A 23,234-nucleotide genomic window follows, 5' to 3' on the forward strand; every position below is an offset into this window, starting at 1 on the left:
AAAGATGGGGATGGGCGCGGCGCTTTTCAACCCTGGCGGATTATCCGCCACGGGGCGACCTCTGTTGAGATGCCGTGGCGCAGAAAAGAAAAAGAGCCGGGTTTTCAACCCGGCCCTGCTCACTCATCCGCTGGCGGCAAGTCACCCCTTCTTGGGGATGCAGCCACTGATGCCGGAGCCTTGCAGCTTGCGGTTGGCCGCATCGACGGCCGCCTTGCCGCTGAAGGGGCCCACCATCACCTTGTAGACGGTGCCGTTGGCGCCATTCACCACCTGCAGGCTGGAGGAGAGGCCGGCGCCAAAGGCGATACGTGCCTTGAGCGACTCGGCAGAATCCTGCGAGCGCAGGGCGGCGCACTGCATCATGTAACGACCGCTGTCGGCCGCCGCCGTCTGGGACTTGGCGGCTTCGGCCCGCTCCCGTTCCAACTCGGCCCGCAGTTCACGTTCCATCCGCTCCCGCTCGGCCTTGCGGTCGATCACCTGCTCCTGGGCGCTGGCCACGGGAGCCGGCTTGGCGGGTTGAACCGGTTGCGGCTTGTAGGGCTGAACCTGGCCGATAGGCGTTCCCGGCTGGGGAATGTCGGTCGGCACAGGTTGCGGCAGTTTCTCCGGCTGCAGGGTCAGGGTCTGGGCAGGGGGCGGTGGCAGCACACCCGGTTGGGGTGGCGGCTCCGTGATATCGACCTGCTTGTTTTCCAGCCGTTCGATATAGCTCCACTTCTCCTGCGGCAAGCCGTTGTTCTGCGCCTTGGGCTTGTTGGCCTTGACCTGCTCTTCAATGGTGGGGGCGTCGTTGCCCTTGCCATTGATCATGTAGAGGAAGCCGCCGAACCCGGCCAGCAGCGCCCCGGCCAGCAGGGCCGGGATAACAGGAAAGCGGCGAGGTGCCGCTTTCTTGGTGTTGCGACCACCCGCCCGACGTCGCGGGCGGTTGCCGACATAATCCCGGGTCGCCATCTATTACATGCGCTCCAGGGTGTGGATGCCCAGTACGCCCAGACCCAGCTTGAGTACCTTGGCCGTGGCGGCACACAGTAGCAGACGGCTCTGGCGGGTCGCTTCGTCGACGCCATCCTTGTTGATCGGGCAGGCTTCGTAGAAGGTCATGAAGTTGCCGGACAGCTCGTACAGGTAGGTACAGAGCAGGTGCGGCATGCCTTTATCCGCCACGCCGTTGATCGCGTCGGAGAACTGGATCAGCTTCTGGGCCAGCACCTCTTCGGCCTCTTCGTTCAGGGTTACATTACCGCCAAGAGTCTCGGCATCGATGTTGGCCTTGCGGAAGATGGACTGGATACGGGTGTAGGCGTACTGCAGGTAAGGGGCAGTGTTGCCTTCAAACGACAGCATCATGTCCCAGTCGAAGATGTAGTCGGTGGTGCGGTTCTTGGAGAGATCCGCATACTTCACCGCGCCCATGGCGATGGCGTTGACCACGTTGGCCTTCTCTGCAGCGGAGAGGTCGCTGTTGCGGCTCTCCAGCAGGGCGGCGGCGCGCTCCTCGGCTTCGTTGAGCAGGTCAACCAGCTTGACGGTGCCACCGGAGCGAGTCTTGTAGGGACGGCCATCCTTGCCCAGCATCATGCCGAAGGCGTGGTGCTCGAGGGGCACTGATTCCGGCACATAGCCCGCCTTGCGAGTGATGGTCCAGGCCTGCATCAGGTGCTGGTGCTGACGGGAGTCGATGAAGTACATGACGCGGTCGGCGCCCAGAGTCTCGTAACGATACTTGGCACAGGCGATGTCGGTGGTGGTGTAGAGGAAGCCGCCATCGCTCTTCTGGATGATGACGCCCATGGGCTCGCCATCCTTGTTTTTGAATTCGTCCAGGAAGACGACGGTAGCGCCTTCGCTCTCGACCGCCAGCCCGCGGGCTTTCAGGTCGTCCACGATTTGCGGCAGCATGTCGTTGTACATGGACTCGCCCATGATGTCCTTGTTGGTCAGGGAGACATTCAGGCGGTCGTAGTTGATCTGGTTCTGCTCCATGGTCATGTCGACCAGCTTCTTCCACATGGTGCGGCAGTACTCATCGCCACCCTGCAGCTTGACCACGTAGTTGCGCGCGCGCTCGGCGAAGGCTTCGTCTTCGTCGTAGCAACGCTTGGCCTGGGTATAGAAGGCTTCGAGATCCTTGAGCGCCATGTCGCTGGCGTGCTCGTTGGCCATCTTCTCCAGATAGGCGATCAGCATGCCGAACTGGGTGCCCCAGTCACCTATGTGGTTGGCGCGCACCACCTTGTGGCCGAGGAATTCCAGAGCACGGGCGGCTACGTCACCGAGGACGGTGGAACGGATGTGGTGCACCGCCATCTCTTTGGCTACGTTCGGCGCCGAGTAGTCCACTACCACTGTCTGTGGGGCGGGCAGCTTCACGTTGGCATTGGCGGAGGTCACCATGGCCTCGACTTGGCCGGCCAGCCAGCGCTGGTCGAAGAAGAAGTTGATGAAGCCGGGGCCGGCGATCTCGACCTTGGCGATCAGGTCCGAGGCGGGCAGGTGCTCTATGATGGCAGCGGCCAGCTCACGGGGATTCTTGCGGGCCGGTTTGGCCAGCAGCATGGCCAGGTTGGTGGCCAGGTCACCGTGAGCCTTCTCCTTGCATCGGTCTACTTGCACCCGGGCTTCCAGGTCCGCCGGCAACACGCCTGCTGACTTGAGATTGGCTACCGTTTGTTCAAGTAGATGATGAATATGCTCTTTCATAACTGACCACCAAGGTTGTGCGTCGAAAAATGACTGATATACAAGGGCGTGAATTTTACCCGCATCGGCCCGAGAAAACTATAGGGACGGCCCGCCAGAGTGGGTTGGGCGGATATTTCACTGCATTTGCCGCCATTATCCAGAATATTCAAGGGGATAAATGGTGCTTATCCATTTCTACTGCATATCGAAGCAGCTTGTCCAGGCTATTTCCCCTGATTGTTAACGGTTTTTTTATTCCAACTCGATCTGAATGATCTGCCCTTCTGCGGCGGTCGTATTAGTAGTCATCTTCTAAAGAGGAATATCCCGATGAAACTGGCGCTGTTTCCGCTCTCGGCTCACCTGCTGCCCGGCGGCATCATGCCGCTGCGTATCTTCGAGCCCAGATACCAGCGCATGATCGCCGAGGCGGGAGATCAGGGCTTTGTGCTATGCATGCTTGACCCTCGCCAGCCCGATGCGTTGCGCAACATGTACCCCATCGCCACCCGAGTGCAGATCATCGATTTCGATCAACTGCCGGATGGTCTGCTGGGCATCACGGTGCTCGGCATGGAGCGGGTCAGGATCACCGATCTATGGCAGGAGCCCGACGGGCTGCGGGTGGGCGAAGTGGCGCTGCTGCCACCCTGGCGTGCGGGTCGGCTCAATGCCGATCAGCACTCGCTGGCCAGGGTGTTGCAGGAGGTATTCAACGACTACCCGGAATATGCGGCCCTCTATCAGGATCCCGACTGGGAGGACGCCAGCTGGGTGGCACAGCGCTGGCTGGAGGTGTTGCCCATTCCCGTAGAACAGAAGCAGTGGCTGTTGGCGGCGGATGACAACCAGCCCGCCCTCTCCCTGCTGAGTGGTCTGCTGGTTGCCAGCCATTGAGCGAATATTTTCGGCCCAGCCTTGTGATCCTTTTTTCGCGCCCGGCGTAATGGTGATGACCACAACATTCAAGGCATGGCGCAATGGCATATACTGGCCAACCCCAATCGACTCAGCGCAGGATATCGCCCCCCATGGATAACCCAGATGGCGATCTGAAGTCCCTTCTCATCCGGGTCGCCGAGCAGGCCGACAAGGCAGCCTTTGCCCGCCTGTTTCATCACTTTGCGCCGCGTATCCGCAGCTATGGGCTGCGTCACCTCGGCAGCGAGGCCAACGCCATGGAGCTGGTGCAGGAAACCATGCTGCTGGTGTGGCAGAAGGCTCGCCTCTACCACCCCGAGAAGGGGGCACCGACCACCTGGATCTACACCGTCATGCGCAACCAGAGCTTCGACATGCTGCGCCGCCGCCGCGCCAGCAAGGAGGACCTCTGCGCCGAGGAGTTGTGGCCCATGCTGGAATTCAGGGCGGAAGAGGAGCACCTGAGCGGTGGTGAAGATGCGGTGCTGACCCGTCAGATGGCGCACTACCTTGCCACCCTGCCGGAACCACAACAGCAGGTGGTGCGCGGCATCTATCTGCAGGAGTTCTCCCAGCAGGAGCTGGCCGAGCGACTCGGCGTGCCGCTGGGCACCATCAAATCCCGCCTCAGACTGGCATTACAGAAATTGAAAGAGCAAGTGGAGCAAGGCCATGATTAAAACCCATCCGACTCACGCCATGTTGCGCGCCTTCGCCGCCGACGAGCTGCCCTTGCCGCTGGCCGTCGGCGTCTCTGCCCATTGCGAGCTTTGCCCCGAGTGTGCTGCCAGTCTGCGAGCCTGTGAAGAGGAACTGGCTCGCCAGTATCTGGAGCCGGCAGATAAGCCCGCAGCGATGAACGAGACCATGCCGGTGGAACTTGACGCCATGCTGGCCGGCATACTGCAACAGCCGGTGGCCAGCCCGGCCGAGCTCAGCCAGCCGGTGCGAGCGGCGCCCGAGTTGCAGGTGGCGGGCCAGTCATACCGGTTGCCCAGGGTGCTGGCGCGCCACCATGCCCCCAAATGGCGCCACATCGGCGCCATTCGTCAGCACAGCCTGCCGCTGGACGAGCTGGGGGCCCGCGCCAGCCTGCTCCATATCGAGGCGGGTGGCCGCATTCCCGAGCACACTCATCAGGGCTATGAGTTGACCCTGCTGCTGGCGGGCAATATTCAGGATGGTGATACCTGTTATCAGGCGGGGGATTTCATCTGGCGTGATGCCAGCCACGCCCACAGCCCGCACACGCCGGACGGCTGCCTCTGTTACACGGTGCAGGATGCACCGGTGCAGTTCACCAAGGGGCTGTCGCGGCTGCTCAACGGCATCAGCCATCGTCTCTATTGAAGACGGGCGGCAATAGAAAAAGGGACCGAAAGGTCCCTTTTTGATGGGCGCTCGGCCGGATCAGGCCACAAACACCAGGTAGACGGCGAAGGCCACCACGAAGCGGTAGATGGCGAATGGGATGAAGTCGAGGCGACGGATCAGCGCCAGGAAGGTTTTGATCGCAATCATGGCGACCACGAAGGCGGTGACAAAGCCCACCGCAAACATGGGGAAGTCGGCCAGGGAAAGCAGGTCGCGGCTCTTGTAGAGATCCAGCCCGCTGGCGGCCACCATCATGGGCACCGCCAGAATGAAGGAGAACTCGGCCGCCGCCTGACGGCTAATCCCCATCAGCATGCCGCCGCTGATGGTGGCGCCGGAGCGGGAGAAACCGGGCCACAGCGCCAGGCACTGGAACAGACCTATGCCGAACGCCTGCTGGTAGCTGATGTCATCCAGGGTCTCGGAGCGTACCGCCGGGCGACACTTCTCGGCGATGATCAGCAATATGCCGCCGGCGACCAGGGCATACATCACGGTCTCGGGGCCGAACAGGTTGGCCTTGATCCAGCTGTGGATGGCGAGACCTATGATCACGGCGGGCAGCATGCCGAGGATGATGTGCACCAGAGAGAGAGTGGCGTGTCCCTGCGCCGGTTTTTGGCCAAAGTGGATGCCGATCAGGCCAAACAGGCGGCGCCAGAACACGGCGACCACCGCCAGGATGGAGCCCATCTGGATCACCACTTCGAAGGTGGCAGCCTTGGGGCCGTCGAAGCCAAGCAGGTGGCCGACGATGATCATGTGGCCGGTGGAGGAGACGGGGAGGAACTCGGTCAGGCCCTCCACTATGCCCAGCACAAATGCGACAAACAGGGCGTAAGACTCTGTCATGTTTCAGATCTCTTGATTATTGGTCCGGATGAGGTCAGCCCCGAGCCGAGCCGGGGGCGACCAATGATGGAGGAAAATCGGACGGGCAACCAGTGAATATTGGAGCCTCCCCCTTGCAATGGGGAGGTTGCGAGCGGGTCAGGCCAAGGTTGCTTCTATCTGTCGTTGCAACGTCTCGTCCAGCGGGGCCAGGGCCAGGGCCAGGGCCTCGACCGCGCTCACTATCTGCAGGGGGCTGCTGGCGCCGATCAGGGCGCAACTCACCACGGGATCGCGCAGCACCCACTGCAACGCCAGCTGTGACAACTCCTGCCCTCGCTGTTGTGCCAGGGCGTGCAGGGCCTGGATCCTGGCCAGCTTGTCTGCAGTTATCTGCTCCGGCTTGAGGAAAGGGCTGCCGCTGGCGGCGCGAGAGTCCGCCGGTATGCCAGCCAGATAGCGGTTGCTGAGCAGGCCGCCCGCCAGCGGCGAGAAGGCCACCACTCCCACCCCCTGCTCGCGACAGACCGGGAGGGTCTCGGCTTCGATGTCGCGTTGGAACAGCGAGTATTTGAGCTGATTGACCAGACAGGGTGTGCCGAGTTCGGCCAGCCGGGCTACCGCCTGGGCGGCCAGTCTGGCCGGGTAGTTGGAGAGGCCGACATAGAGCGCCTTGCCCTGACGCACCATGAGCGCCAGCGCTTGGCAGGTCTCCTCCAGCGGGGTGCGGGGATCCGGCCTGTGGTGATAGAAGATGTCCACATAGTCGAGGCCGAGCCGGCGCAGGCTCTGGTGCAGGCTGGCAAACAGGTACTTGGCGCTGCCGCCATCCCCGTAGGGACCGTCCCACATCACATAGCCCGCCTTGCTGGCGATGATCAGCTCGTCTCTGTAGGGGGCCAGACTGCCCTTGAGTACGCGGCCGAAGGTAGTCTCGGCGGAGCCGGGGGGTGGTCCGTAGTTGTTGGCGAGATCAAAGTGGGTGATGCCCAGGTCGAACGCCTGGTGCACCATGGCCTTTACCCTGGCGGGATCGCTCCCCTCGCCGAAGTTGTGCCAGAGCCCGAGCCCTATGCTGGGCAGGCGCAGGCCGTGGCGGCCCACGGGTCGATAGGGCTGGCGCTGATAGCGGTCGGGCGCGGCGAGGTAGTGTTCATCCATGTTCATCAAGACTCCTGGGTCGGTGCGATAACGGGTGTGGTCATGACTTGCGTCGGTGGCGAACGCATCTATCCCTTGCCGGGGGGGCGAGCAGGCTCCTCTGGCAACGGGGGAGCCGGAGGGTGACGCCGCGGCCCCGCCGTTTTAGCTGGCGAAGATGAAACGGTAACGGGTCTGGTGGTGATAGTAGTGCCCAGGCAGCAACCAGGGATTGCCGAGCTCGGGTCGGTTGGGGCTGTCCGGCAACTGCTGCGCCTCCAGGCAGAAGCCGTCGTAATCCCGATGCGGCTGGCCGCTGCGGCTCGGCGTGTTGGCCAGCCAGTTACCGGTGTAGAACTGCAGCGAAGGCTGGTTGGTGTAGACCTCCATCGCCAGCAGCCGATCGCCGGATAGCACTCGTGCGGCCCATGTCTGTTCCGGGCCATCGAGCAGTAAAGCGGGATGATCCTGGCCGTCATGCTGCAGATGATTGAGCAGGAAGGCGTGATCGTACCCTCTGGCCTGCCGTTGCTGGGGATGGCCCAGCCAATCCAGGCCCATGGGATGCGGGGCGCGCAGATCGAAGGGGCCTTCCACCGGCGCAATGGCCAGCGGCAGACCGCTCTCATCGGTTGGCAGAAAGTGATCGGCGTTGAGGCTGATGGTGTGGTCGCGCACATCGCCGCCTCCATCCAGGTTGAAGTAGGCGTGGCTGGTGAGGCTGACCGGGGTCGGCGCATCCGTGCTGGCCCTGAAATCGACCACCAGATCACACTGTTCCAGCCGGTACTCCAGGGTCACCCGCAGGTTGCCGGGAAAGCCCTGATCGCCCGCCTTTGACAGCAGGGCTAGTTTGACTCTGTCTGTCTCCTGCTCCTTGATCTGCCAGCGCAGGCGATGAAAGCCCTCCCGTCCGCCGTGCAGGCAGTGGGGCGCCTGATTGGCATCCAGCGGCCAGTGTTGACCATCGCGAACCAGTTCGGCGCCGCCGATGCGGTTGGCAAACCGCCCGGCGACTGCGCCCAGCCACACCTGCTGTGCAGGATAGGCCTCATCGGCACAGCCCAGCAGCACCTCGCGGTGCTTGCCTGCGACCGGCAGGGTGAGGGAGGTGAGAGTGGCGCCAAAGTCGAGGCCGCGCAGGCGTAGCCCCTCTTCGTTTTCCAGCTCGAACGGGATCATGGCGTTGCTCATATCTTGCCTGCCCCGGCACTGGCGCGGCAGACATAGCTGTCGGCCTTGAGGCCGAAGCGGGCCGGATACTCGGCGTCGACGGCGGCAATCACCTCGGCGACCTGCGCCGGGCGCAGCAGGGCAACCACGCAGCCGCCGAAGCCGCCGCCCGTCATCCGCACACCGCCCTCGCGGCCGAGCCTGGCCTTGATGATCTCCACCAGACCGTCTATGGGGGGCACGGTAATCTCGAAGTCATCGCGCATGGCGGCGTGGGATGCGGCCATCAGTTCGCCGAGGCGCACCAGATCGCCGGACTCCAGCGCATCGGCGGCGGCCAGGGTACGGGTATTGTCGCCCACCACGTGGCGAGCACGGCGGTAGCAGACCTCATCCAGCCCGGCTTTGCCCGCTTCCAGCGCAGCCATGTCGAGGTCGCGCAGCGCCTTGACCCCGTAGTGGCGAGCGGCGGTTTCACACTGCTGACGGCGGGTATTGTATTCGCTGTCCACCAGGCCGCGCCGCACGTTGGAGTTGACGATCAGCACCGCCAGATCGGGGGGCATGGGGATGAGGCGGGTCTGTAGCGAGCGACAGTCGAGCAGCAGGGCATGATCCTGCTTGCCGCTGGCGGAGATCATCTGATCCATGATGCCGCAGTTGCAGCCGACGAACTGGTTCTCCGCCTGCTGGCCGTTAAGCGCGATCTCGGCCTGGCTGATGTCGAGCCCCAGCGCCTCCTTGAAGGCCTGGCCTATGGCCACCTCCAGCGAGGCGGACGACGACAGGCCGGTGCCCTGCGGCACGTTGCCCGAGACCACCAGGTTGAGGCCGCGCAGCGCATGGCCGCGCACCTGCAGGTATTTCACCACACCGCGGATGTAGTCGCTCCAGCGCTGATCGGCATGGTGGGTGATGGGCTGGTTCAGATCGAACAGGTCGCGCTGATTGCCATAATCGGCGGCGATCACGTGCACCAGGCTGTCATCGCGCAGGCCGATGGCGACGCAGGTCTCGTAGTCGATGGCGCAGGGCAGCACGAAGCCGTCGTTGTAGTCGGTGTGCTCGCCGATGAGGTTGACGCGGCCGGGGGCGCGCACCAGCAGGTCGGGTTGCTGCTCAAACTGCTCTGCAAAAACGGCGCTGACGCGTTGGCTGGGGGTCATAGGGCCTCCTCATTGGCTTGGCTGGTCTGGTTGTAGTGAATGGGGCTCAGGGCGCGAAGTCGTTCTGCCGCCTGTTCCGGCGTCAGGTCCCGCTGGGTTTCTGCCAGCATCTCGAAGCCCACCATAAATTTGCGCACTGTGGCGGAGCGCAGCAGGGGGGGATAGAAGTGGGCGTGCAGTTGCCAGGCTTCCGGGCAGTCGGAGTGTGGCGGCGCGAAGTGCCAGCCCATGGAGTAGGGGAAACTGCACTCGAACAGGTTGTCGTAACGGCTGGTGAGCTCCTTGAGCGCCACCGCCAGATCCTGCTGCAGCTCGGGGGTGAGGCCGAGCAGGGAGGGCACATGGGTCTTGGGCAGCAGCAGGGTTTCGAACGGCCAGGCGGCCCAAAAGGGAACGACGGCCAGCCAGTGTGCTGTTTCCACCACGATGCGGGTGCGATCCGCCAGCTCCCGCTCCACGTAGTCCACCAGCAGCGGGCGACCGTGCTCGGTCAGCCAGTCGCGCTGGTGCTGCTCTTCGCGGGCAATCTCGTTGGGCAGAAAGTCACTGCCCCACAGCTGGCCGTGAGGGTGGGGGTTGGAGCAGCCCATGACGGCGCCCTTGTTTTCAAACACCTGCACCCACTCCCACTGGGCTGACAGCTCGGCCACCTGTTCCATCCAGGTGGTGATCACCGCCTCTATGGCGGGCAGCGGCAGCTCGGGCAGTGTCTTGCCGTGATCCGGCGAGAAGCAGATGACCCGGCTGGTGCCGCGGGCGGCCTCCAGTTTCAGCAGGGGATCCTGGTCGCCGCGGGCGGCCGGGGTGTCCTGCATCAGGGCGGCGAAGTCGTTGGTGAAGACGAAAGTGCCCTGATAATCCGGGTTCTGGTCGCCGGTGACGCGCTGGTTGCCCGCGCAGAGGAAGCAATCCGGATCGTGGGACTGGCTCGGTGCCTGACTGACCTTCTCGACCTGGCCCTGCCAGGGGCGCTTGGCTCTGTGGGGGGAGACCAGCACGTATTGACCGGTCAGCGGGTTGAAACGACGGTGGGGGTGATCAACCGGGTTGAACATCATCACTCCTCAAGCTCAATAAAAGGAATTGCGGGCAGTGATGAGGGCGGGGGCGCCTCTCATCTGTGGCCCCTCTCCCGCGACGGGAGAAGGGAGCAAAACGGACATCACGCCTCATACCCCTGGGGGTTGGCGGACTGCCAGCGCCAGCTGTCGGTGCACATGGTTGCGAGATCCCGACTGGCACGCCAGCCCAGCTCGCGCTCTGCCTTGGCGGGATCGGCCCAACACTCGGCGATGTCGCCTGGGCGCCTGGGTTCGATGCGATAGGGCAGCGGCCGACCGGAGGCGGCTTCGAACGCTGCGACCATCTGCAACACGCTCTGGCCCTGACCCGTGCCCAGGTTGTAGACGTGTACGCCCCCCTGCCTGGCGCAATGTTGCAGCGCCTTGACGTGCCCCTCGGCGAGATCCATCACGTGGATATAGTCGCGCACCCCTGTGCCATCGATGGTGGGGTAATCGTTTCCAAAGACGGAGAGCGTGTCGCGGCGGCCGATGGCGACTTGGGTCAGGAAGGGCATCAGATTATTGGGTATGCCCTGGGGATCTTCTCCCAGGGTGCCCGATTCGTGGGCGCCGACCGGGTTGAAGTAGCGCAGCAGCGTCATGCTCCAGTGGGGTTCGGCCCGCTGCAGATCCTCGAGGATCTCCTCGATGATCTGCTTGGATCGCCCGTAGGGATTGGTGGCGCTGCGCGGGAAGTCCTCCCGGATGGGCGTGCTGGCCGGATCGCCATAGACGGTGGCCGACGAGCTGAACACCAGGCTGCTCACCCCGGCGCGTTTCATCGCCTGCAACAGGGTGAGGGTACCGCCCAGATTGTTCTCGTAGTATTCGAGGGGGAGACGGGTGGATTCACCGACCGCCTTGAGGGCGGCGAAGTGGATCACGGCGGCTATCTGTTGCTCACCGAAGATGCGATCCAGCAGGGCCGGATCACGAATGTCCCCCTGATAGAAGAGGGGCTCACGCCCGCTGATGGCGGCGATGCGAGCCAGTACGCCCGCCTTGCTGTTGCAGAGGTTATCCACCACCACGGGTTCCATTCCCGCGGCCTGCAAGGCCAGACAGGTGTGGCTGCCGATGTAGCCGCAGCCGCCGGTGACCAGTACTTTCATCCTCTTCTCCACGCTAAAAAAGCCTGTGAAGGAGTCTAGCCGAGGCTTCGACGGGTAAACTGTGAACTGGTTAACAAATATGTGGAAACGATTACACTTGTTGGCGTGGTCATAAATGCAGCTATGTGGCTTTTTCTCCTGTTATCAGTGACATTGCTCGGTATAATGGCGCCGTCTTGAACCGTGAAATAAGTGAAAACAGCATGAGCACCATCAAGGATGTCGCCCGTTTGGCCAAGGTATCTGTGGCAACGGTTTCACGGGTGATGAACAACTCACCCAAGGCCAGTGCCGCCTCCCGCGAGGTGGTGCAAAAGGCCATGGCCGAGTTGGGCTACACCCCCAATGCCAATGCTCGCGCACTGGTCAGCAGAACCTGTGACACCATGGGGGTGCTGGTGGGTGATGTGGCGGATCCCTTCTTCGGCGCCCTGATCAAGGGGGTCGCGGTGATTGCGGTGGAACAGGGGTTACACCTGTTGATGGGTAATGGTTTTCACAGGGCGCAGCAAGAGCGGGAATCCATCGAGCTGCTGATCGGCAAACGCTGCGAGGCGCTGGTGGTGCACAGCAAGGCGTTGAGCGATGAAGAGCTCATCGACTACGCCTTGCGGGTGCCCGGCATGGTGTTGATCAACCGCGACATCCCGGCCCTGAAGGGGCGCTGTATCGCCCTCAACAACCGGCAGGGTGCCGCCACGGCGACCCGTCATCTGCTGGATCTGGGCCACCGCCACATCGCCTTCCTCAGTTCGGATCACGTCATTGAGGATGCCACCTTGCGGCTGCAGGGTTATCAGGATGCGCTGGCCGAGGCTGGGCTGTTCGCCGATCCCGAGCTGGTGGAGAGCGGCATGCCCAACGAGGAGGGGGGAGAGCGTGCCATGCTCAACCTGCTTGCCAAGGGGCAACCCATCACGGCCGTGGTGGCCTACAACGATGCCATGGCGGCCGGCGCCATCTCTGTGCTGGCCGACAACGGCCTCAAGGTGCCGGAGGAGGTCTCAGTGGTGGGCTTCGATGACATCATCTACGCCAGATACCTGAGACCCAAGCTCTCCACCATGCGCTATCCCATTGAGCTGATGGCAGCCCAGGCAGCCAAGCTGGCGCTGCAGCTGGCGGCGGGTGAGTGCGAGTCGGTGCAGAGCCGTATTTACACGCCGACCCTGATCAATCGTCACTCCGTGGCCCCCGTGCGGGCCTGACCCCCTCCATTCACGCCGATTTCCTCCCCCGGATCGCCGTTTTTCAGGCCTGTGATCCGGGGGCTCGGTCTTTTACCTTCATTTAGCTCATTTTTACCCTGTTTTACTTAACAAAATCAGTGTAATCGTTTACATCTGTGTGAGCGGGATCGCCGATCACCGGGCAAAACTCCCCTACACTGCATACGTTTTCGGCGTTCATGCAGGGAGAGAGAAGAATGCTCAGGGAGATAGTGGCCCGTCAGGATTGGCAGACCCAGGCGATTACATCGGTGAATCGTCTGGCTGCCCATACCCCCTTGTTCAGCTGGCGCAGCGAGGCTGACGCCCGTGCCGATCTCGCTTCGCCGTCCCGCCGGCTGCTGGATGGCGAATGGCGCTTTTCCTTCTTCGAGGCGCCCGAGCGGGTGCCCGATGGCTGGCTGACGCAGGATCTGCCGCAGGCGTGTGCCATCAGGGTGCCGGGCAACTGGCAGCTGGATGCCACCTACCCGGCGTCGCGTCCGCTCACGGACGGCCCTATCTACACCAACATCAAGTATCCCTTCCCCTGCGATCCGCCCAGGGTGCCGGCTGCCAATCCGACCGGCTGCTACTCTCGCGAATTCGAGTTGCCTGCCGACTGGCTGGCCGGCGGCCAGACCCGCATCATCTTCGACGGGGTCGACAGCGCCTTCTACCTGTTCTGCAACGGCAGCTGGGTGGGTTACTCCCAGGACAGCCGGCTGCCTGCCGAATTCGATCTGAGCCCCTTCCTGCAGGCCGGCGGCAACCGGCTGGCTGTGCTGGTGCTGCGCTGGTCAGATGGCTCCTATCTGGAGGATCAGGACATGTGGCGCCTGAGCGGCATCTTCCGCTCCGTCAGTCTGCTGCACAAACCGGCCCGTCATCTGATGGATATCCGGGTTACGCCCGTGCTGGATGTCTGCTATCGGGATGCTCGTCTCAAGATCGAGCTGCAGGCCGCCAACGCAGCGGGCCTGTCGGTGGAGGTCAGCCTCTACGACGGCACAGAGCGGGTGGCCAACCTGCGCCAGCGGCTCGGCACGGCAACCATCGACGAGAAGGGGGCCTATGAGGATCGCAGCGAGTTGTGGCTGGCGGTCACGGCCCCGCGCAAGTGGAGCGCCGAGACCCCTCACCTCTATCGCCTCACCCTGACCCTGCTGGACGAGCAGGGGGAACCCATCGAGAGCGAAGCCTATGACGTGGGCTTTCGGGCGGTGGAGATCCGTGGCGGCCTGCTGCGGGTCAACGGCCAGCCGCTGCTCATTCGCGGTGCCAACCGTCACGAACACGATGCGGCCGGCGGTCATGTGGTGACCCCCGCCGCCATCGAGCAGGATCTGCTGTTGATGAAGCGGCACAACTTCAACGCGGTGCGCTGCTCTCACTACCCCAATCACCCCGAGCTTTACCGGCTGTGCGACCGGCTCGGCCTCTACGTGGTGGATGAGGCGAACCTGGAGACCCACGGCATGACCCCCATGGGGCGACTGGCGCGGGATCCCGCCTGGAGCAACGCCTTCCTGGAGCGGGTGACCCGCATGGTGGCGCGAGACTTCAACCACCCCTCGATCATCATCTGGTCCCTCGGCAACGAGTCGGGCTACGGCCCGGCCCACGATGCCATGTATGGCTGGGTCAAGCGGGCGGATCCGAGCCGTCCGGTGCAGTACGAAGGGGGCGGGGCCGATACCCCGGCCACCGACATCATCTGCCCCATGTATGCCCGTACCCATCAGGACCAGCCCTTCCCGGCGGTGCCCAAGTGGGCGCTGGCCAAGTGGATCGGCCTGCCGGAGGAGACCCGGCCGCTGATCCTCTGTGAATACGCCCACGCCATGGGCAACAGCCTGGGGGGCTATGCCCACTACTGGCAGGCATTTCGTGATCATCCGCAGTTACAGGGTGGTTTCGTCTGGGATTGGGTCGATCAGGGATTGGACAAGCTGACCGATGACGGCCGTCATTTCTGGGCCTATGGCGGTGATTTCGGCGACAGCCCCAACGATCGCCAGTTCTGCTGCAACGGCCTGCTGTTCCCCGACCGCACCCCGCATCCCGCCCTGTTCGAAGCGAAGCGGGCCCAGCAGCCGTTCGTGCTGACGCTGCTTGAGCACCAGCCGCTGACGGTCGAGATCCGCAGCGAATATTTGTTCCGCCCGACGGACAACGAGCGGTTGCAGTGGCGGCTGTGCGAAGACGGGATGGTGGTGAGCCAGGGTGAATGGCCACTCACCCTGGCACCTCAGGGAAGTGTGACGCTGACTCTGCTGGAGCGGTTGCCTGCCTTTGCGCCGGGGACACTCGCCTGGCTGGATCTCGCCATAGTGCAACCTGCAGCCACGGCCTGGTCAGCGGCCGGTCACGAGGTGGCGCGCCAGCAATGCAGGCTGCCTGCGCCTCTGACGCTGCCTGTTGCCCGCCCGCCGGCCACCTTTATCGAGCTGGCGGATGGCTGGCAGATCCGGGCGGCCGCCAGCGAGTGGCGGCTGGACAAGGCCAGCGGCCGCATCCACAGCTGGTGCAAGCTGGGGCGCGAGCAACTGAAAGAGGTCATCGCCGATCACTTTTATCGGGCACCGCTCGATAACGACATCGGTACCAGCGAGGCGGACCACGCCGATCCCAACGCCTGGATCGCTCGCTGGCAGGAGGCCGGGCTCAATGAGTTGCAGCACCGCTGCCTCGAACTGGTAGTGAGCCCTGACCAAGGCGTTGTGACGGTACGTCACGGCTACTTCGTCGGTGAGGATCTCAAGCTGTTGACCTGCTGGCGGCACGAATTCGACCAGGATGGCGCCATGCACCTCGCCATCGAGGTGGAGGTAGCGGCCGACATGCCGTCACTGCCCCGGATCGGCGCCCTGCTCTGGTTGGTTGACGAGGTGGTAGAGGTGAGCTGGTTGGGTCTGGGTCCTCACGAAAACTATCCGGATCGTCTGCTCGGCGCCGATCTCGGCCGCTGGCAGTTGCCGTTGGCTGACCTGTATACCCCTTATGTCTTCCCGACCGACAACGGGCTGCGCTGTGATACCCGTCAACTGCAACTGGGGGAGATCGCTGTCGAAGGGCGGTTCCATTTCAGCGTTAGTCGCTACAGCCAGCAACAACTGGCTCTGGCACGTCACCAGACAGATCTGGTGGCCGAGGGGGGGCTGTATCTCTGCCTTGATGGCTTTCACATGGGGATTGGTGGTGATGACTCCTGGAGTCAGAGCGTGAGACCGGAATATTGGTTGCAGCCGGGAGGCTACTATTGGAACTGTGTTCTACGCTGAATCTGAGCAATTAATTAGTAGTAGAGGGCTGCCATCAGGTCTCTATAACAAGAAAATAATCACAACCGCATGTTTTTTAATGAATTTGTTGCTATGTAACAGAGTGTAAACGTTTTCATTTTGTTGTCATGATCACAGAACGCCATACAACAAACTGATTACATTAGGCTGGCGCCAGTTCAAATGGCGTACAGCATTCCCTACAAAAACAGATAGAGAGATCGGAGCATAACAATGAAAAAAATCACGACCGTTGCCGCCGTACTGATGAGCTTGATGGCAGGAGCCACTGCCCATGCCGAAACCCGTTTGGGGGTGACCGTTTACAAGTATGACGACAACTTCATGGCGGTTGTACGCAAGGCTATCGAGAAGGAAGCTGCGGCGAACCCTGGGGTGGAGCTGTTGATGAATGACTCCCAGAATGACCAGTCCAAGCAAAACGATCAGGTCGATGTGTTGCTGGCCAAGGGGGTGAAAGCTCTGGCAATCAACCTGGTTGACCCGGCAGCCGCCCCTGTCGTGATCGAGAAGGCCCGTGGTGAAGATGTGCCCGTGGTGTTCTACAACAAGGAACCGAGTGCTGCCGATCTGGCCAGTTATGACAAGGCCTACTACGTGGGTACCGACTCCAAGGAGTCAGGCATCATTCAGGGTCAGCTGATCGCCAAGCACTGGAAAGCCAACCCGGCCTGGGATCTGAACAAAGATGGCGTCATCCAGTTCGTGTTGCTCAAGGGTGAGCCGGGTCATCCGGATGCGGAAGCCCGCACCACCTATGTCATCAAGACCCTGAACGAGGGTGGCATCAAGACCCAGCAACTGCACATGGATACCGGTATGTGGGATACCGCCATGGCGAAAGACAAGATGGACGCCTGGATCTCCGGTCCCAACGCCAACAAGATCGAAGTGGTCATCGCCAACAACGACGGCATGGCAATGGGTGCTGTCGAGTCACTGAAGGCTCAGGGCAAGACCGCCATCCCGGTATTCGGTGTGGATGCGCTGCCCGAGGCGCTTGCCATGGTCAAGAGCGGCGCCATGGCCGGTACCGTGCTGAACGATGCGGCCAACCAGGCGAAAGCCACTTTCGAGCTGACCAAGAACTTGGGTGAAGGTAAGCCGGCTGGTGAAGGCACCAAGTGGAATATCGTCAACAAGGTCGTGCGTGTTGCTTACGTGGGTGTAGATAAAGACAACCTGTCCAAATTCGAGTAATTCCCTCCTCCAGGGCAAGGGAGATCCCCTTGCCCTTTTTTTCAACCAGATGTGATGGCTGATATGACAACACAGCAACAATCAGAATGGCTGTTGGAGATGATTGACGTCAGTAAGAGCTTTCCCGGCGTCAAGGCACTCGATAATGTCAATTTACGGGTCCGTCCTCATTCTGTGCATGCGTTGATGGGCGAGAACGGGGCGGGGAAATCCACCCTGCTCAAGTGCCTGTTCGGCATCTACGAGAAGGATCAGGGCAAGATCTTCTTCAAGGGGCAGGAGATCAATTTTACCTCCTCCAAAGAGGCGCTGGAAAATGGCGTCTCCATGGTGCACCAGGAGCTGAACCTGGTGTTGCAACGCACCGTAATGGATAACATGTGGCTCGGTCGCTATCCCACCAAGGGCTGGTTCATCGACCACTGCAAGATGTATGACGACACCAAGCATATCTTCGACGAACTGGATATCGATATAGATCCCAGGGTCAAGGTGGGCACGCTCTCTGTGTCCCAGATGCAGATGATCGAGATCGCCAAGGCGTTCTCCTACGATGCCAAGATCGTCATCATGGATGAGCCGACCTCCTCTCTGACCGAGAAAGAGGTCAATCATCTCTTCAAGATCATCAACAAGCTGAAAGAGAAGGGCTGCGGCATCGTCTACATCTCCCACAAGATGGAAGAGATCTTCCAGCTGTGTGACGAGATCACCATATTGCGGGATGGCCAGTGGGTGGCAACCCAGCCGCTCAAGGGCATGACCATGGATCAGATCATCGGCATGATGGTTGGCCGTGAACTGACCCAGCGCTTCCCTGAAAAAACCAACCAGCCAAAAGAGGTCATCCTCGAGGTTGAGCATCTGACGGCCAAGAACCAGCCCTCCATTCAGGACATCACCTTCGATCTGCACAAGGGGGAGATCCTCGGCATCGCCGGTCTGGTGGGCGCCAAGCGGACCGATATCGTCGAGACCCTGTTCGGGATTCGCGACCGCAACGAGGGCTCCATCAAGCTCCATGGCAAAGAGGTGGCCAACCACAACGCTCACGAAGCCATTCGCAACGGTTTCGCGTTGGTGACGGAAGAGCGCCGCTCCACCGGTATCTACTCTCGTCTCGATATCGCGTTCAACTCCCTGATCGCTAATATGGACAGCTACAAAGGCTCGATGGGGCTGCTCAGCGACAACAAGATGAAGAGTGATACACAGTGGGTCATCGACTCCATGCGGGTCAAGACGCCGACCCAGCAGACCCAGATCGGCTCGCTGTCCGGTGGTAACCAACAGAAGGTGATCATCGGCCGCTGGTTGCTGACTCAGCCGGAGATCCTGATGCTGGACGAGCCGACCCGCGGGATTGACGTGGGGGCCAAGTTCGAGATCTACCAGCTTATTCTGGAGCTGGCCAAGAAGGACAAGGGCATCATCATCATCTCCTCAGAGATGCCGGAATTGCTGGGGATCACGGATCGCATCATGGTCATGAGCAATGGCCGGGTCGCCGGGATCGTCAATACCAAAGAAACTGACCAGAGCGAGATACTGCGCCTGGCATCTCTGTACCTTTAGAGACAGGAAGACATTTATGGAGTCGGCTAAAAATTTCAATCTGATGCAGGCGCTCAAAGAGAACGGCATCTATGTGGTGTTGCTGGTGTTGCTCATGATCATAGTGATCAAGGAGCCCTCCTTCCTGAGCCTCACCAACTTCAGCAACATACTGACCCAGTCTTCGGTGCGGGTCATCATAGCGTTGGGGGTGGCAGGCATCATCATCACTCAGGGTACGGATTTGTCGGCCGGCCGTCAGGTCGGTCTGGCGGCACTGATTGCCGCTACCATGTTGCAGGCGCTGACCAACGTCAACAAGGTGTTCCCAAGTCTGGGGGAGGTGCCCATTCCCGTGGTGATCCTGCTGGTATGTGCCGTGGGAGCTCTGATAGGCCTGGTCAACGGCCTTATTGTGGCTTATCTGAACGTAACCCCGTTCATTACCACCCTGGGCACCATGATCATCGTCTACGGCATCAACTCCCTCTATTTTGATTCCGTGGGTGCCTCGCCGGTGGCCGGTTTTGACCCTCGCTTCTCGAGCTTCGCTCAGGGCTTTATCAAGCTGGGAGGGTTCAAGCTATCCTACCTCACCTTCTATGCTGCCATCGCCAGCGTCTTTGTCTGGGTGCTGTGGAACAAGACCCGTTTTGGCAAGAACATCTTCGCCATCGGCGGCAACCCCGAAGCGGCCAAGGTTTCTGGCGTCAATGTGGCGGTCAACCTGGTGATGATCTATGCCCTGGCGGGTGTCTTCTACGCCTTCGGCGGTATGCTGGAAGCGGGCCGCATTGGCAGTGCCACCAACAACCTGGGTTTCATGTATGAGCTGGATGCCATCGCGGCCTGCGTGGTTGGCGGTGTCTCGTTTGCCGGTGGCGTGGGTACGGTTGCCGGGGTGATCACGGGTGTGCTTATTTTCACCCTGATCAACTACGGTCTGACCTATATTGGAGTCAGCCCGTATTGGCAGTTCATCATCAAGGGCGGCATCATCATACTGGCGGTGGCCCTGGACTCCATGAAGTACGCCAAGAAGAAATAACGATTGGCAGAGAGGGCTGGCCATGCCGGCCCTCTCTTCTGGAGGGATCCCATGCCATTCAAGGTCAAGATTTACGTCTTGCTGCTGCTGGCCATCTTGGTCACCATCGGCACCGCATGGCTCAGTGTGAATCACTTCATCAGTGGCTACATTCGCACTCAGGCCACCCAGAACATCAACGAGCAGATAGCCTTGGTCAAAGAGAAGCTGGCGGGGGACATCAATCAGAAAATCCTGTTGGCGGCCAATCTCAACTTCGGGGTAACCAACGTCAAGAAGACTCTCGAAGAGACAGGATTTCACAACATCGTCAAAGTGATCGGCGACATGGCGTTCGACGTGAGCGGCGTCATCAACGACACGGCCAGGGTCGATGCGCTGCGCAAACTGATCCCTGAAGCCAACAACCGGATCACCGTCAGCCCGCTGCAGCAGGTGGATGGCAAACCCGTCATCTCCATTCTGGTGCCGCGAGGGGCCGACTCTGCCTACCTTTATTACCTCGACATGAGCGAGTTCAAGAACCTGCTGGAGAAGGTAAGCGGGGAAGGCCGTTACTTCTCGCTTGCCGACAATCAGGGCAATGTGCTCTACAGCAGCAAGCCACAGGGGGAGAGCGAATCACGCCCCAACCAGCTGGATATTCGCGGTAGCAACTGGGTACTGACCGGCTACATAGATCTTGACTACATCCGTACCATGACCCAGGCGCTCAATAGCCAGATCGTCATGGCCCTGCTGGCGGTAGCCGTGCTGGTATTGTTGTTGGCCATGCTGGCGCTCAATGTCGCCTATCGTCCCATCCTCTCGCTGCGGGATCTGGTGCTGGAACTCTCCCGTGGCAGCGGCGACCTGACCCGCCGCCTGACAGTGACGAGCAAGGATGATCTTGGCCAGATATCGGCCGGTATCAACTGCTTTATCGAGCGTCTGCAAGAGATGATGGGGGAGGTGCGCGAGGCCAGTGGCCAGCTCAATACCGGTATCGAGGGGCTGGCCAGCCAGACTGGGGCTGCGCAGTCCCTGCTGGCGGATCATGTGCGTGAGACCGAGCAGGTGGTGACGGCCATCAACGAGATGAGCCGCACCGCCGTCTCCGTGTCGGAAAGTGCTGCCAGCACGGCCCAGCTGACTGGTCAGAGCCAGCAGCTGGCAAGCCAGTCACGCCAGGTGGTTGATCAGGCCATGGCTAGCGTGATGGCATTGGTGGACGAGGTGGAGGAGACAGCCCGCTCCATCGAAGCCATGCAACAGGATGTGCAGCAGATTGGCTCAGTGCTTGGGGTGATCGGCAGCATTGCCGAACAGACCAACCTGCTGGCGCTCAATGCCGCTATCGAGGCGGCTCGCGCCGGTGAACAGGGACGCGGTTTCGCTGTGGTGGCCGACGAGGTCCGCTCGCTAGCGGCTCGCACCCAGAAGAGTACCGCCGAGATCCAGACCATGCTGGCCAGTCTGCAGCGAGGCACCCGCACAGTAGTGGAGGCCATGAGCAACACCAAGCAGAGCTGCCAGGGCGCCGCCGAGAACACCACCAAGGTCAACGAATCGTTGGATCTGATGGCAGGCGAGGTGGTGGAGATCAACGATCTCATCAGCCATATCGCCACGGCGGCGGAGCAGCAGAGTGCGGTAGCGGAAGAGATTAACCGCAACATGAGCGCCATCGCCGAGGTGATTCGTCAGCTGACGCACAATGGAAAAGAGACAGTAACCAGCGCTGCTTCGATGCAGCAGACCTATCACAGGCTGAGGGAAATCGTAGGGCACTTCCGCTTGGAGTAACGGCATCTGGAGTGTGGCCCAGATAAAAAAGCCAAAAAGATGGGGGCGACTTGCGTCGCCCCCGATAGTCTTATCGCTCATGTCCTTGAACGAAGTTGCTCCCTGCAATCCCTGACTATACCTCTTCCTTTAGGTTTCCCCTTCCCAATCCTTTGGGGTGTCCTTTAGCCATCATGGCCTGACGAGTCATCCGTTCCCGTCGCACTTTCTCCATCCTGGGAGGTGTCCTTTACCACATCCTGTGGTGAGTCCATTTGCCCAACCCTGGCAGCCAGTCTTCCTGACCGACTTCATTGCGTCCGTGCATGAGTAACTATAAGGATTTCGCAGGGGACGACAATGACAGCATGAAAAACGTTTTTATGTATCTCGTTACACAAGAAACTTGTTGCGATTTTTATCATTTAAAATCATATGGTTGAGTGTTTTAAATTCAAATTATTTGATCCTATCTTCCGACTATCGCGGGATCTTTTCAGGTTCCTGGCTTACAGGATCAGTGGCTAATATCTCACACACCATTTAACTCGGGTTCAGAAAAGGAGGCAGAGGCAGATGGGTGGTTGCCGGAAAGGTGAGAATGACTACCAATATGGTGGGTCAGCTGCGTTCCTGCAGCCGTTCATAGATGGTTTGACGCTCTTCCGGGCTCAGTGAAGAGAAATAGTGGGTAAACAGACGCAGCAACAGGGATTTGTTCATGCCATCCTGCTGGGTCAGGCTGCCGAGCTCGTCGATGGCGACAGTGCTCAGGGAAAAGGTAGCTTTTTTATAGCTGGGCTTCAGGTATTCACCGCTCTCGATAAAGGCGAGTGCCGTCAGGGCTTCGTCCCGATGCAGGTTCAGCTCAAGACTGACCACCTTGGGTTTTCCCTTGGCATAGAAGTCCGCATCCTCGATGAACTCGTCGATAGTGAACTTCTTCTGATGATGCAGATTGTGTTTTTTCTTCAGATCGGCAAGGCCCATCTCACACCTCCAACTCCAAAAACTCCTTGGCGATGGCCCGGATTTCCTCGGCCGACTTGCCATCGGGTTCGATCTCCATGACGGAAAGGCCTTTCTCTTCGCTGTCGTCATAGACATTGCGACCATAAGTGATGGCATTCAGTACATCGACCCCGAACGAGGCGCACACCTCCTTGGCCTCCAGGATCCGTTTTACCTGGTTGGGCAGGGCCGGGCATTGGGTCAGCACAACGGCTGCCCGCAGGCTGGGATTGACCATCTTGCAGGTGGTGATGAGATCTTCCATGTGCGGCAGGGTCTTGAGATCGCGGCGTTTGGGCCGAAGCGGTATCAGGCCATGGGTGGCCACCGCCATGGTGGAGCGTAGCGCCCGGTTGTCCTGGCCGCCACAGTCAACGATGACGTAGTCATAGCGGTTCTTCAGGCTGAGCAGGTCGTTGCGAATATTACCGTAGAGCTGAACGCAGTTTATCTGGGGCAGATCCGGGTTGTCGTTGCGTTCCTGGATCCAGTCCGAAGTGGTGCGCTGCGGATCACAATCGACCAGCAGCACTTCGCCATGAAACCGGGTTCTGAGGTAAACCGCCAGATTCTGGGCAAGACAACTCTTGCCGCTCCCTCCCTTCTCACCGCCGACCAACAGGATCATGACTATCTCCTATCCCTATGAAAAATAGCTGCCTTGAGTATAGG

At 60.7% G+C, this 23,234-nt stretch carries 19 protein-coding genes; 9 read left to right on the forward strand and 10 right to left on the reverse strand.

The features are described 5' to 3' along the window. Window positions 1–141 precede the first annotated feature (141 nt). Entirely contained in the window at window positions 142–960 is an 819-nt protein-coding gene (locus ACW5XD_RS09175; RefSeq protein ID WP_456494634.1) for an SPOR domain-containing protein, read from the reverse strand. A 3-nt stretch (window positions 961–963) separates the two neighbouring features. Next, the gene (gene argS, locus ACW5XD_RS09180; RefSeq protein WP_456494635.1) at window positions 964–2,709 is read right to left on the reverse strand and encodes an arginine--tRNA ligase; all 1,746 of its coding nucleotides are present in this window, start codon (window positions 2,707–2,709) and stop codon (window positions 964–966) included. A 312-nt stretch (window positions 2,710–3,021) separates the two neighbouring features. On the opposite strand from argS, the gene ACW5XD_RS09185 reads away from it, so the two are divergent. The 3 genes from ACW5XD_RS09185 (at window position 3,022) to ACW5XD_RS09195 (ending at window position 4,962) form a co-directional block, all read left to right on the forward strand. Further along, window positions 3,022–3,588 carry an LON peptidase substrate-binding domain-containing protein gene (locus ACW5XD_RS09185; RefSeq protein WP_456494636.1) on the forward strand — a complete coding sequence of 189 codons (567 nt, stop codon included), beginning with the start codon at window positions 3,022–3,024 and terminating at the stop codon, window positions 3,586–3,588. A 134-nt stretch (window positions 3,589–3,722) separates the two neighbouring features. After that, complete coding sequence (locus ACW5XD_RS09190) at window positions 3,723–4,292, forward strand: sigma-70 family RNA polymerase sigma factor (RefSeq protein ID WP_042035936.1); 570 nt, start codon at window positions 3,723–3,725, stop codon at window positions 4,290–4,292. Then, window positions 4,285–4,962 (forward strand): ChrR family anti-sigma-E factor, encoded by a 678-nt coding sequence (locus ACW5XD_RS09195; RefSeq protein WP_456494637.1) that lies wholly within the window; start codon window positions 4,285–4,287, stop codon window positions 4,960–4,962. The genes ACW5XD_RS09190 and ACW5XD_RS09195 overlap by 8 nt, the downstream gene beginning before the upstream one ends. Window positions 4,963–5,022: 60 nt before the next feature. Here ACW5XD_RS09195 and bacA read toward each other — a convergent pair whose 3' ends face one another. The 6 genes from bacA to galE form a co-directional block, all read right to left on the reverse strand. Next, entirely contained in the window at window positions 5,023–5,838 is an 816-nt protein-coding gene (bacA, locus tag ACW5XD_RS09200; RefSeq protein WP_456494638.1) for an undecaprenyl-diphosphate phosphatase, read from the reverse strand. A gap of 138 nt (window positions 5,839–5,976) precedes the next feature. Further along, window positions 5,977–6,978 (reverse strand): aldo/keto reductase, encoded by a 1,002-nt coding sequence (locus ACW5XD_RS09205; protein WP_456494699.1) that lies wholly within the window; start codon window positions 6,976–6,978, stop codon window positions 5,977–5,979. 144 nt (window positions 6,979–7,122) lie between these two features. Further along, on the reverse strand, window positions 7,123–8,151 hold the full coding sequence (locus ACW5XD_RS09210) for a galactose-1-epimerase (protein WP_456494639.1): 1,029 nt from the start codon (window positions 8,149–8,151) through the stop codon (window positions 7,123–7,125). Next, window positions 8,148–9,296: a galactokinase gene (gene galK / locus ACW5XD_RS09215; protein WP_456494640.1), complete on the reverse strand. Its 1,149-nt coding sequence runs from the start codon at window positions 9,294–9,296 to the stop codon at window positions 8,148–8,150. The genes ACW5XD_RS09210 and galK overlap by 4 nt, the downstream gene beginning before the upstream one ends. Next, complete coding sequence (locus tag ACW5XD_RS09220; protein ID WP_456494641.1) at window positions 9,293–10,351, reverse strand: UDP-glucose--hexose-1-phosphate uridylyltransferase; 1,059 nt, start codon at window positions 10,349–10,351, stop codon at window positions 9,293–9,295. The genes galK and ACW5XD_RS09220 overlap by 4 nt, the downstream gene beginning before the upstream one ends. Window positions 10,352–10,458: 107 nt before the next feature. After that, on the reverse strand, window positions 10,459–11,472 hold the full coding sequence (gene galE, locus ACW5XD_RS09225; protein ID WP_456494642.1) for a UDP-glucose 4-epimerase GalE: 1,014 nt from the start codon (window positions 11,470–11,472) through the stop codon (window positions 10,459–10,461). Window positions 11,473–11,675: 203 nt separating this feature from the next. Here galE and ACW5XD_RS09230 point away from each other — a divergent pair, with 203 nt between their 5' ends. From ACW5XD_RS09230 to ACW5XD_RS09255, 6 genes are all read left to right on the forward strand, one after another. Beyond that, window positions 11,676–12,680 carry a substrate-binding domain-containing protein gene (locus ACW5XD_RS09230; protein WP_456494643.1) on the forward strand — a complete coding sequence of 335 codons (1,005 nt, stop codon included), beginning with the start codon at window positions 11,676–11,678 and terminating at the stop codon, window positions 12,678–12,680. Window positions 12,681–12,898: 218 nt separating this feature from the next. Continuing rightward, entirely contained in the window at window positions 12,899–15,964 is a 3,066-nt protein-coding gene (locus ACW5XD_RS09235; RefSeq protein ID WP_456494644.1) for a beta-galactosidase, read from the forward strand. Window positions 15,965–16,198: 234 nt separating this feature from the next. Then, window positions 16,199–17,185 (forward strand): galactose/glucose ABC transporter substrate-binding protein MglB, encoded by a 987-nt coding sequence (mglB, locus tag ACW5XD_RS09240; RefSeq protein ID WP_456494645.1) that lies wholly within the window; start codon window positions 16,199–16,201, stop codon window positions 17,183–17,185. 54 nt (window positions 17,186–17,239) lie between these two features. Then, window positions 17,240–18,760: a galactose/methyl galactoside ABC transporter ATP-binding protein MglA gene (mglA, locus tag ACW5XD_RS09245; RefSeq protein ID WP_456494646.1), complete on the forward strand. Its 1,521-nt coding sequence runs from the start codon at window positions 17,240–17,242 to the stop codon at window positions 18,758–18,760. A 16-nt stretch (window positions 18,761–18,776) separates the two neighbouring features. Next, window positions 18,777–19,787 (forward strand): galactose/methyl galactoside ABC transporter permease MglC, encoded by a 1,011-nt coding sequence (gene mglC / locus ACW5XD_RS09250; protein WP_042870254.1) that lies wholly within the window; start codon window positions 18,777–18,779, stop codon window positions 19,785–19,787. 51 nt (window positions 19,788–19,838) lie between these two features. Further along, a complete protein-coding gene (locus ACW5XD_RS09255) occupies window positions 19,839–21,572 on the forward strand; it encodes a methyl-accepting chemotaxis protein (protein ID WP_456494647.1) in 1,734 nt (577 codons plus the stop codon). Between the two features lie 600 nt (window positions 21,573–22,172). Here ACW5XD_RS09255 and ACW5XD_RS09260 read toward each other — a convergent pair. Both ACW5XD_RS09260 and ACW5XD_RS09265 read right to left on the reverse strand, forming a co-directional pair. Further along, entirely contained in the window at window positions 22,173–22,541 is a 369-nt protein-coding gene (locus tag ACW5XD_RS09260) for a CopG family transcriptional regulator (protein ID WP_456494648.1), read from the reverse strand. Window position 22,542: 1 nt separating this feature from the next. Further along, entirely contained in the window at window positions 22,543–23,190 is a 648-nt protein-coding gene (locus ACW5XD_RS09265) for an AAA family ATPase (RefSeq protein ID WP_456494649.1), read from the reverse strand. Window positions 23,191–23,234 lie beyond the last annotated feature (44 nt).

This window comes from Aeromonas enterica (genome assembly GCF_054052465.1).

What these genes read in the sequence shown, in the direction of transcription:
- galK (WP_456494640.1), bottom strand. Translation starts at nt 9,296, where the DNA reads ATGACCCCCAGCCAACGCGTCAGCGCCGTTTTTGCAGAGCAGTTTGAG.
- ACW5XD_RS09175 (WP_456494634.1), bottom strand. Translation starts at nt 960, where the DNA reads ATGGCGACCCGGGATTATGTCGGCAACCGCCCGCGACGTCGGGCGGGT.
- bacA (WP_456494638.1), bottom strand. Translation starts at nt 5,838, where the DNA reads ATGACAGAGTCTTACGCCCTGTTTGTCGCATTTGTGCTGGGCATAGTG.
- ACW5XD_RS09265 (WP_456494649.1), bottom strand. Translation starts at nt 23,190, where the DNA reads ATGATCCTGTTGGTCGGCGGTGAGAAGGGAGGGAGCGGCAAGAGTTGT.
- ACW5XD_RS09235 (WP_456494644.1), top strand. Translation starts at nt 12,899, where the DNA reads ATGCTCAGGGAGATAGTGGCCCGTCAGGATTGGCAGACCCAGGCGATT.
- ACW5XD_RS09255 (WP_456494647.1), top strand. Translation starts at nt 19,839, where the DNA reads ATGCCATTCAAGGTCAAGATTTACGTCTTGCTGCTGCTGGCCATCTTG.
- ACW5XD_RS09190 (WP_042035936.1), top strand. Translation starts at nt 3,723, where the DNA reads ATGGATAACCCAGATGGCGATCTGAAGTCCCTTCTCATCCGGGTCGCC.
- ACW5XD_RS09230 (WP_456494643.1), top strand. Translation starts at nt 11,676, where the DNA reads ATGAGCACCATCAAGGATGTCGCCCGTTTGGCCAAGGTATCTGTGGCA.
- mglA (WP_456494646.1), top strand. Translation starts at nt 17,240, where the DNA reads ATGGCTGATATGACAACACAGCAACAATCAGAATGGCTGTTGGAGATG.
- argS (WP_456494635.1), bottom strand. Translation starts at nt 2,709, where the DNA reads ATGAAAGAGCATATTCATCATCTACTTGAACAAACGGTAGCCAATCTC.
- mglC (WP_042870254.1), top strand. Translation starts at nt 18,777, where the DNA reads ATGGAGTCGGCTAAAAATTTCAATCTGATGCAGGCGCTCAAAGAGAAC.
- ACW5XD_RS09210 (WP_456494639.1), bottom strand. Translation starts at nt 8,151, where the DNA reads ATGAGCAACGCCATGATCCCGTTCGAGCTGGAAAACGAAGAGGGGCTA.
- galE (WP_456494642.1), bottom strand. Translation starts at nt 11,472, where the DNA reads ATGAAAGTACTGGTCACCGGCGGCTGCGGCTACATCGGCAGCCACACC.
- ACW5XD_RS09220 (WP_456494641.1), bottom strand. Translation starts at nt 10,351, where the DNA reads ATGTTCAACCCGGTTGATCACCCCCACCGTCGTTTCAACCCGCTGACC.
- mglB (WP_456494645.1), top strand. Translation starts at nt 16,199, where the DNA reads ATGAAAAAAATCACGACCGTTGCCGCCGTACTGATGAGCTTGATGGCA.
- ACW5XD_RS09260 (WP_456494648.1), bottom strand. Translation starts at nt 22,541, where the DNA reads ATGGGCCTTGCCGATCTGAAGAAAAAACACAATCTGCATCATCAGAAG.
- ACW5XD_RS09185 (WP_456494636.1), top strand. Translation starts at nt 3,022, where the DNA reads ATGAAACTGGCGCTGTTTCCGCTCTCGGCTCACCTGCTGCCCGGCGGC.
- ACW5XD_RS09205 (WP_456494699.1), bottom strand. Translation starts at nt 6,978, where the DNA reads ATGGATGAACACTACCTCGCCGCGCCCGACCGCTATCAGCGCCAGCCC.
- ACW5XD_RS09195 (WP_456494637.1), top strand. Translation starts at nt 4,285, where the DNA reads ATGATTAAAACCCATCCGACTCACGCCATGTTGCGCGCCTTCGCCGCC.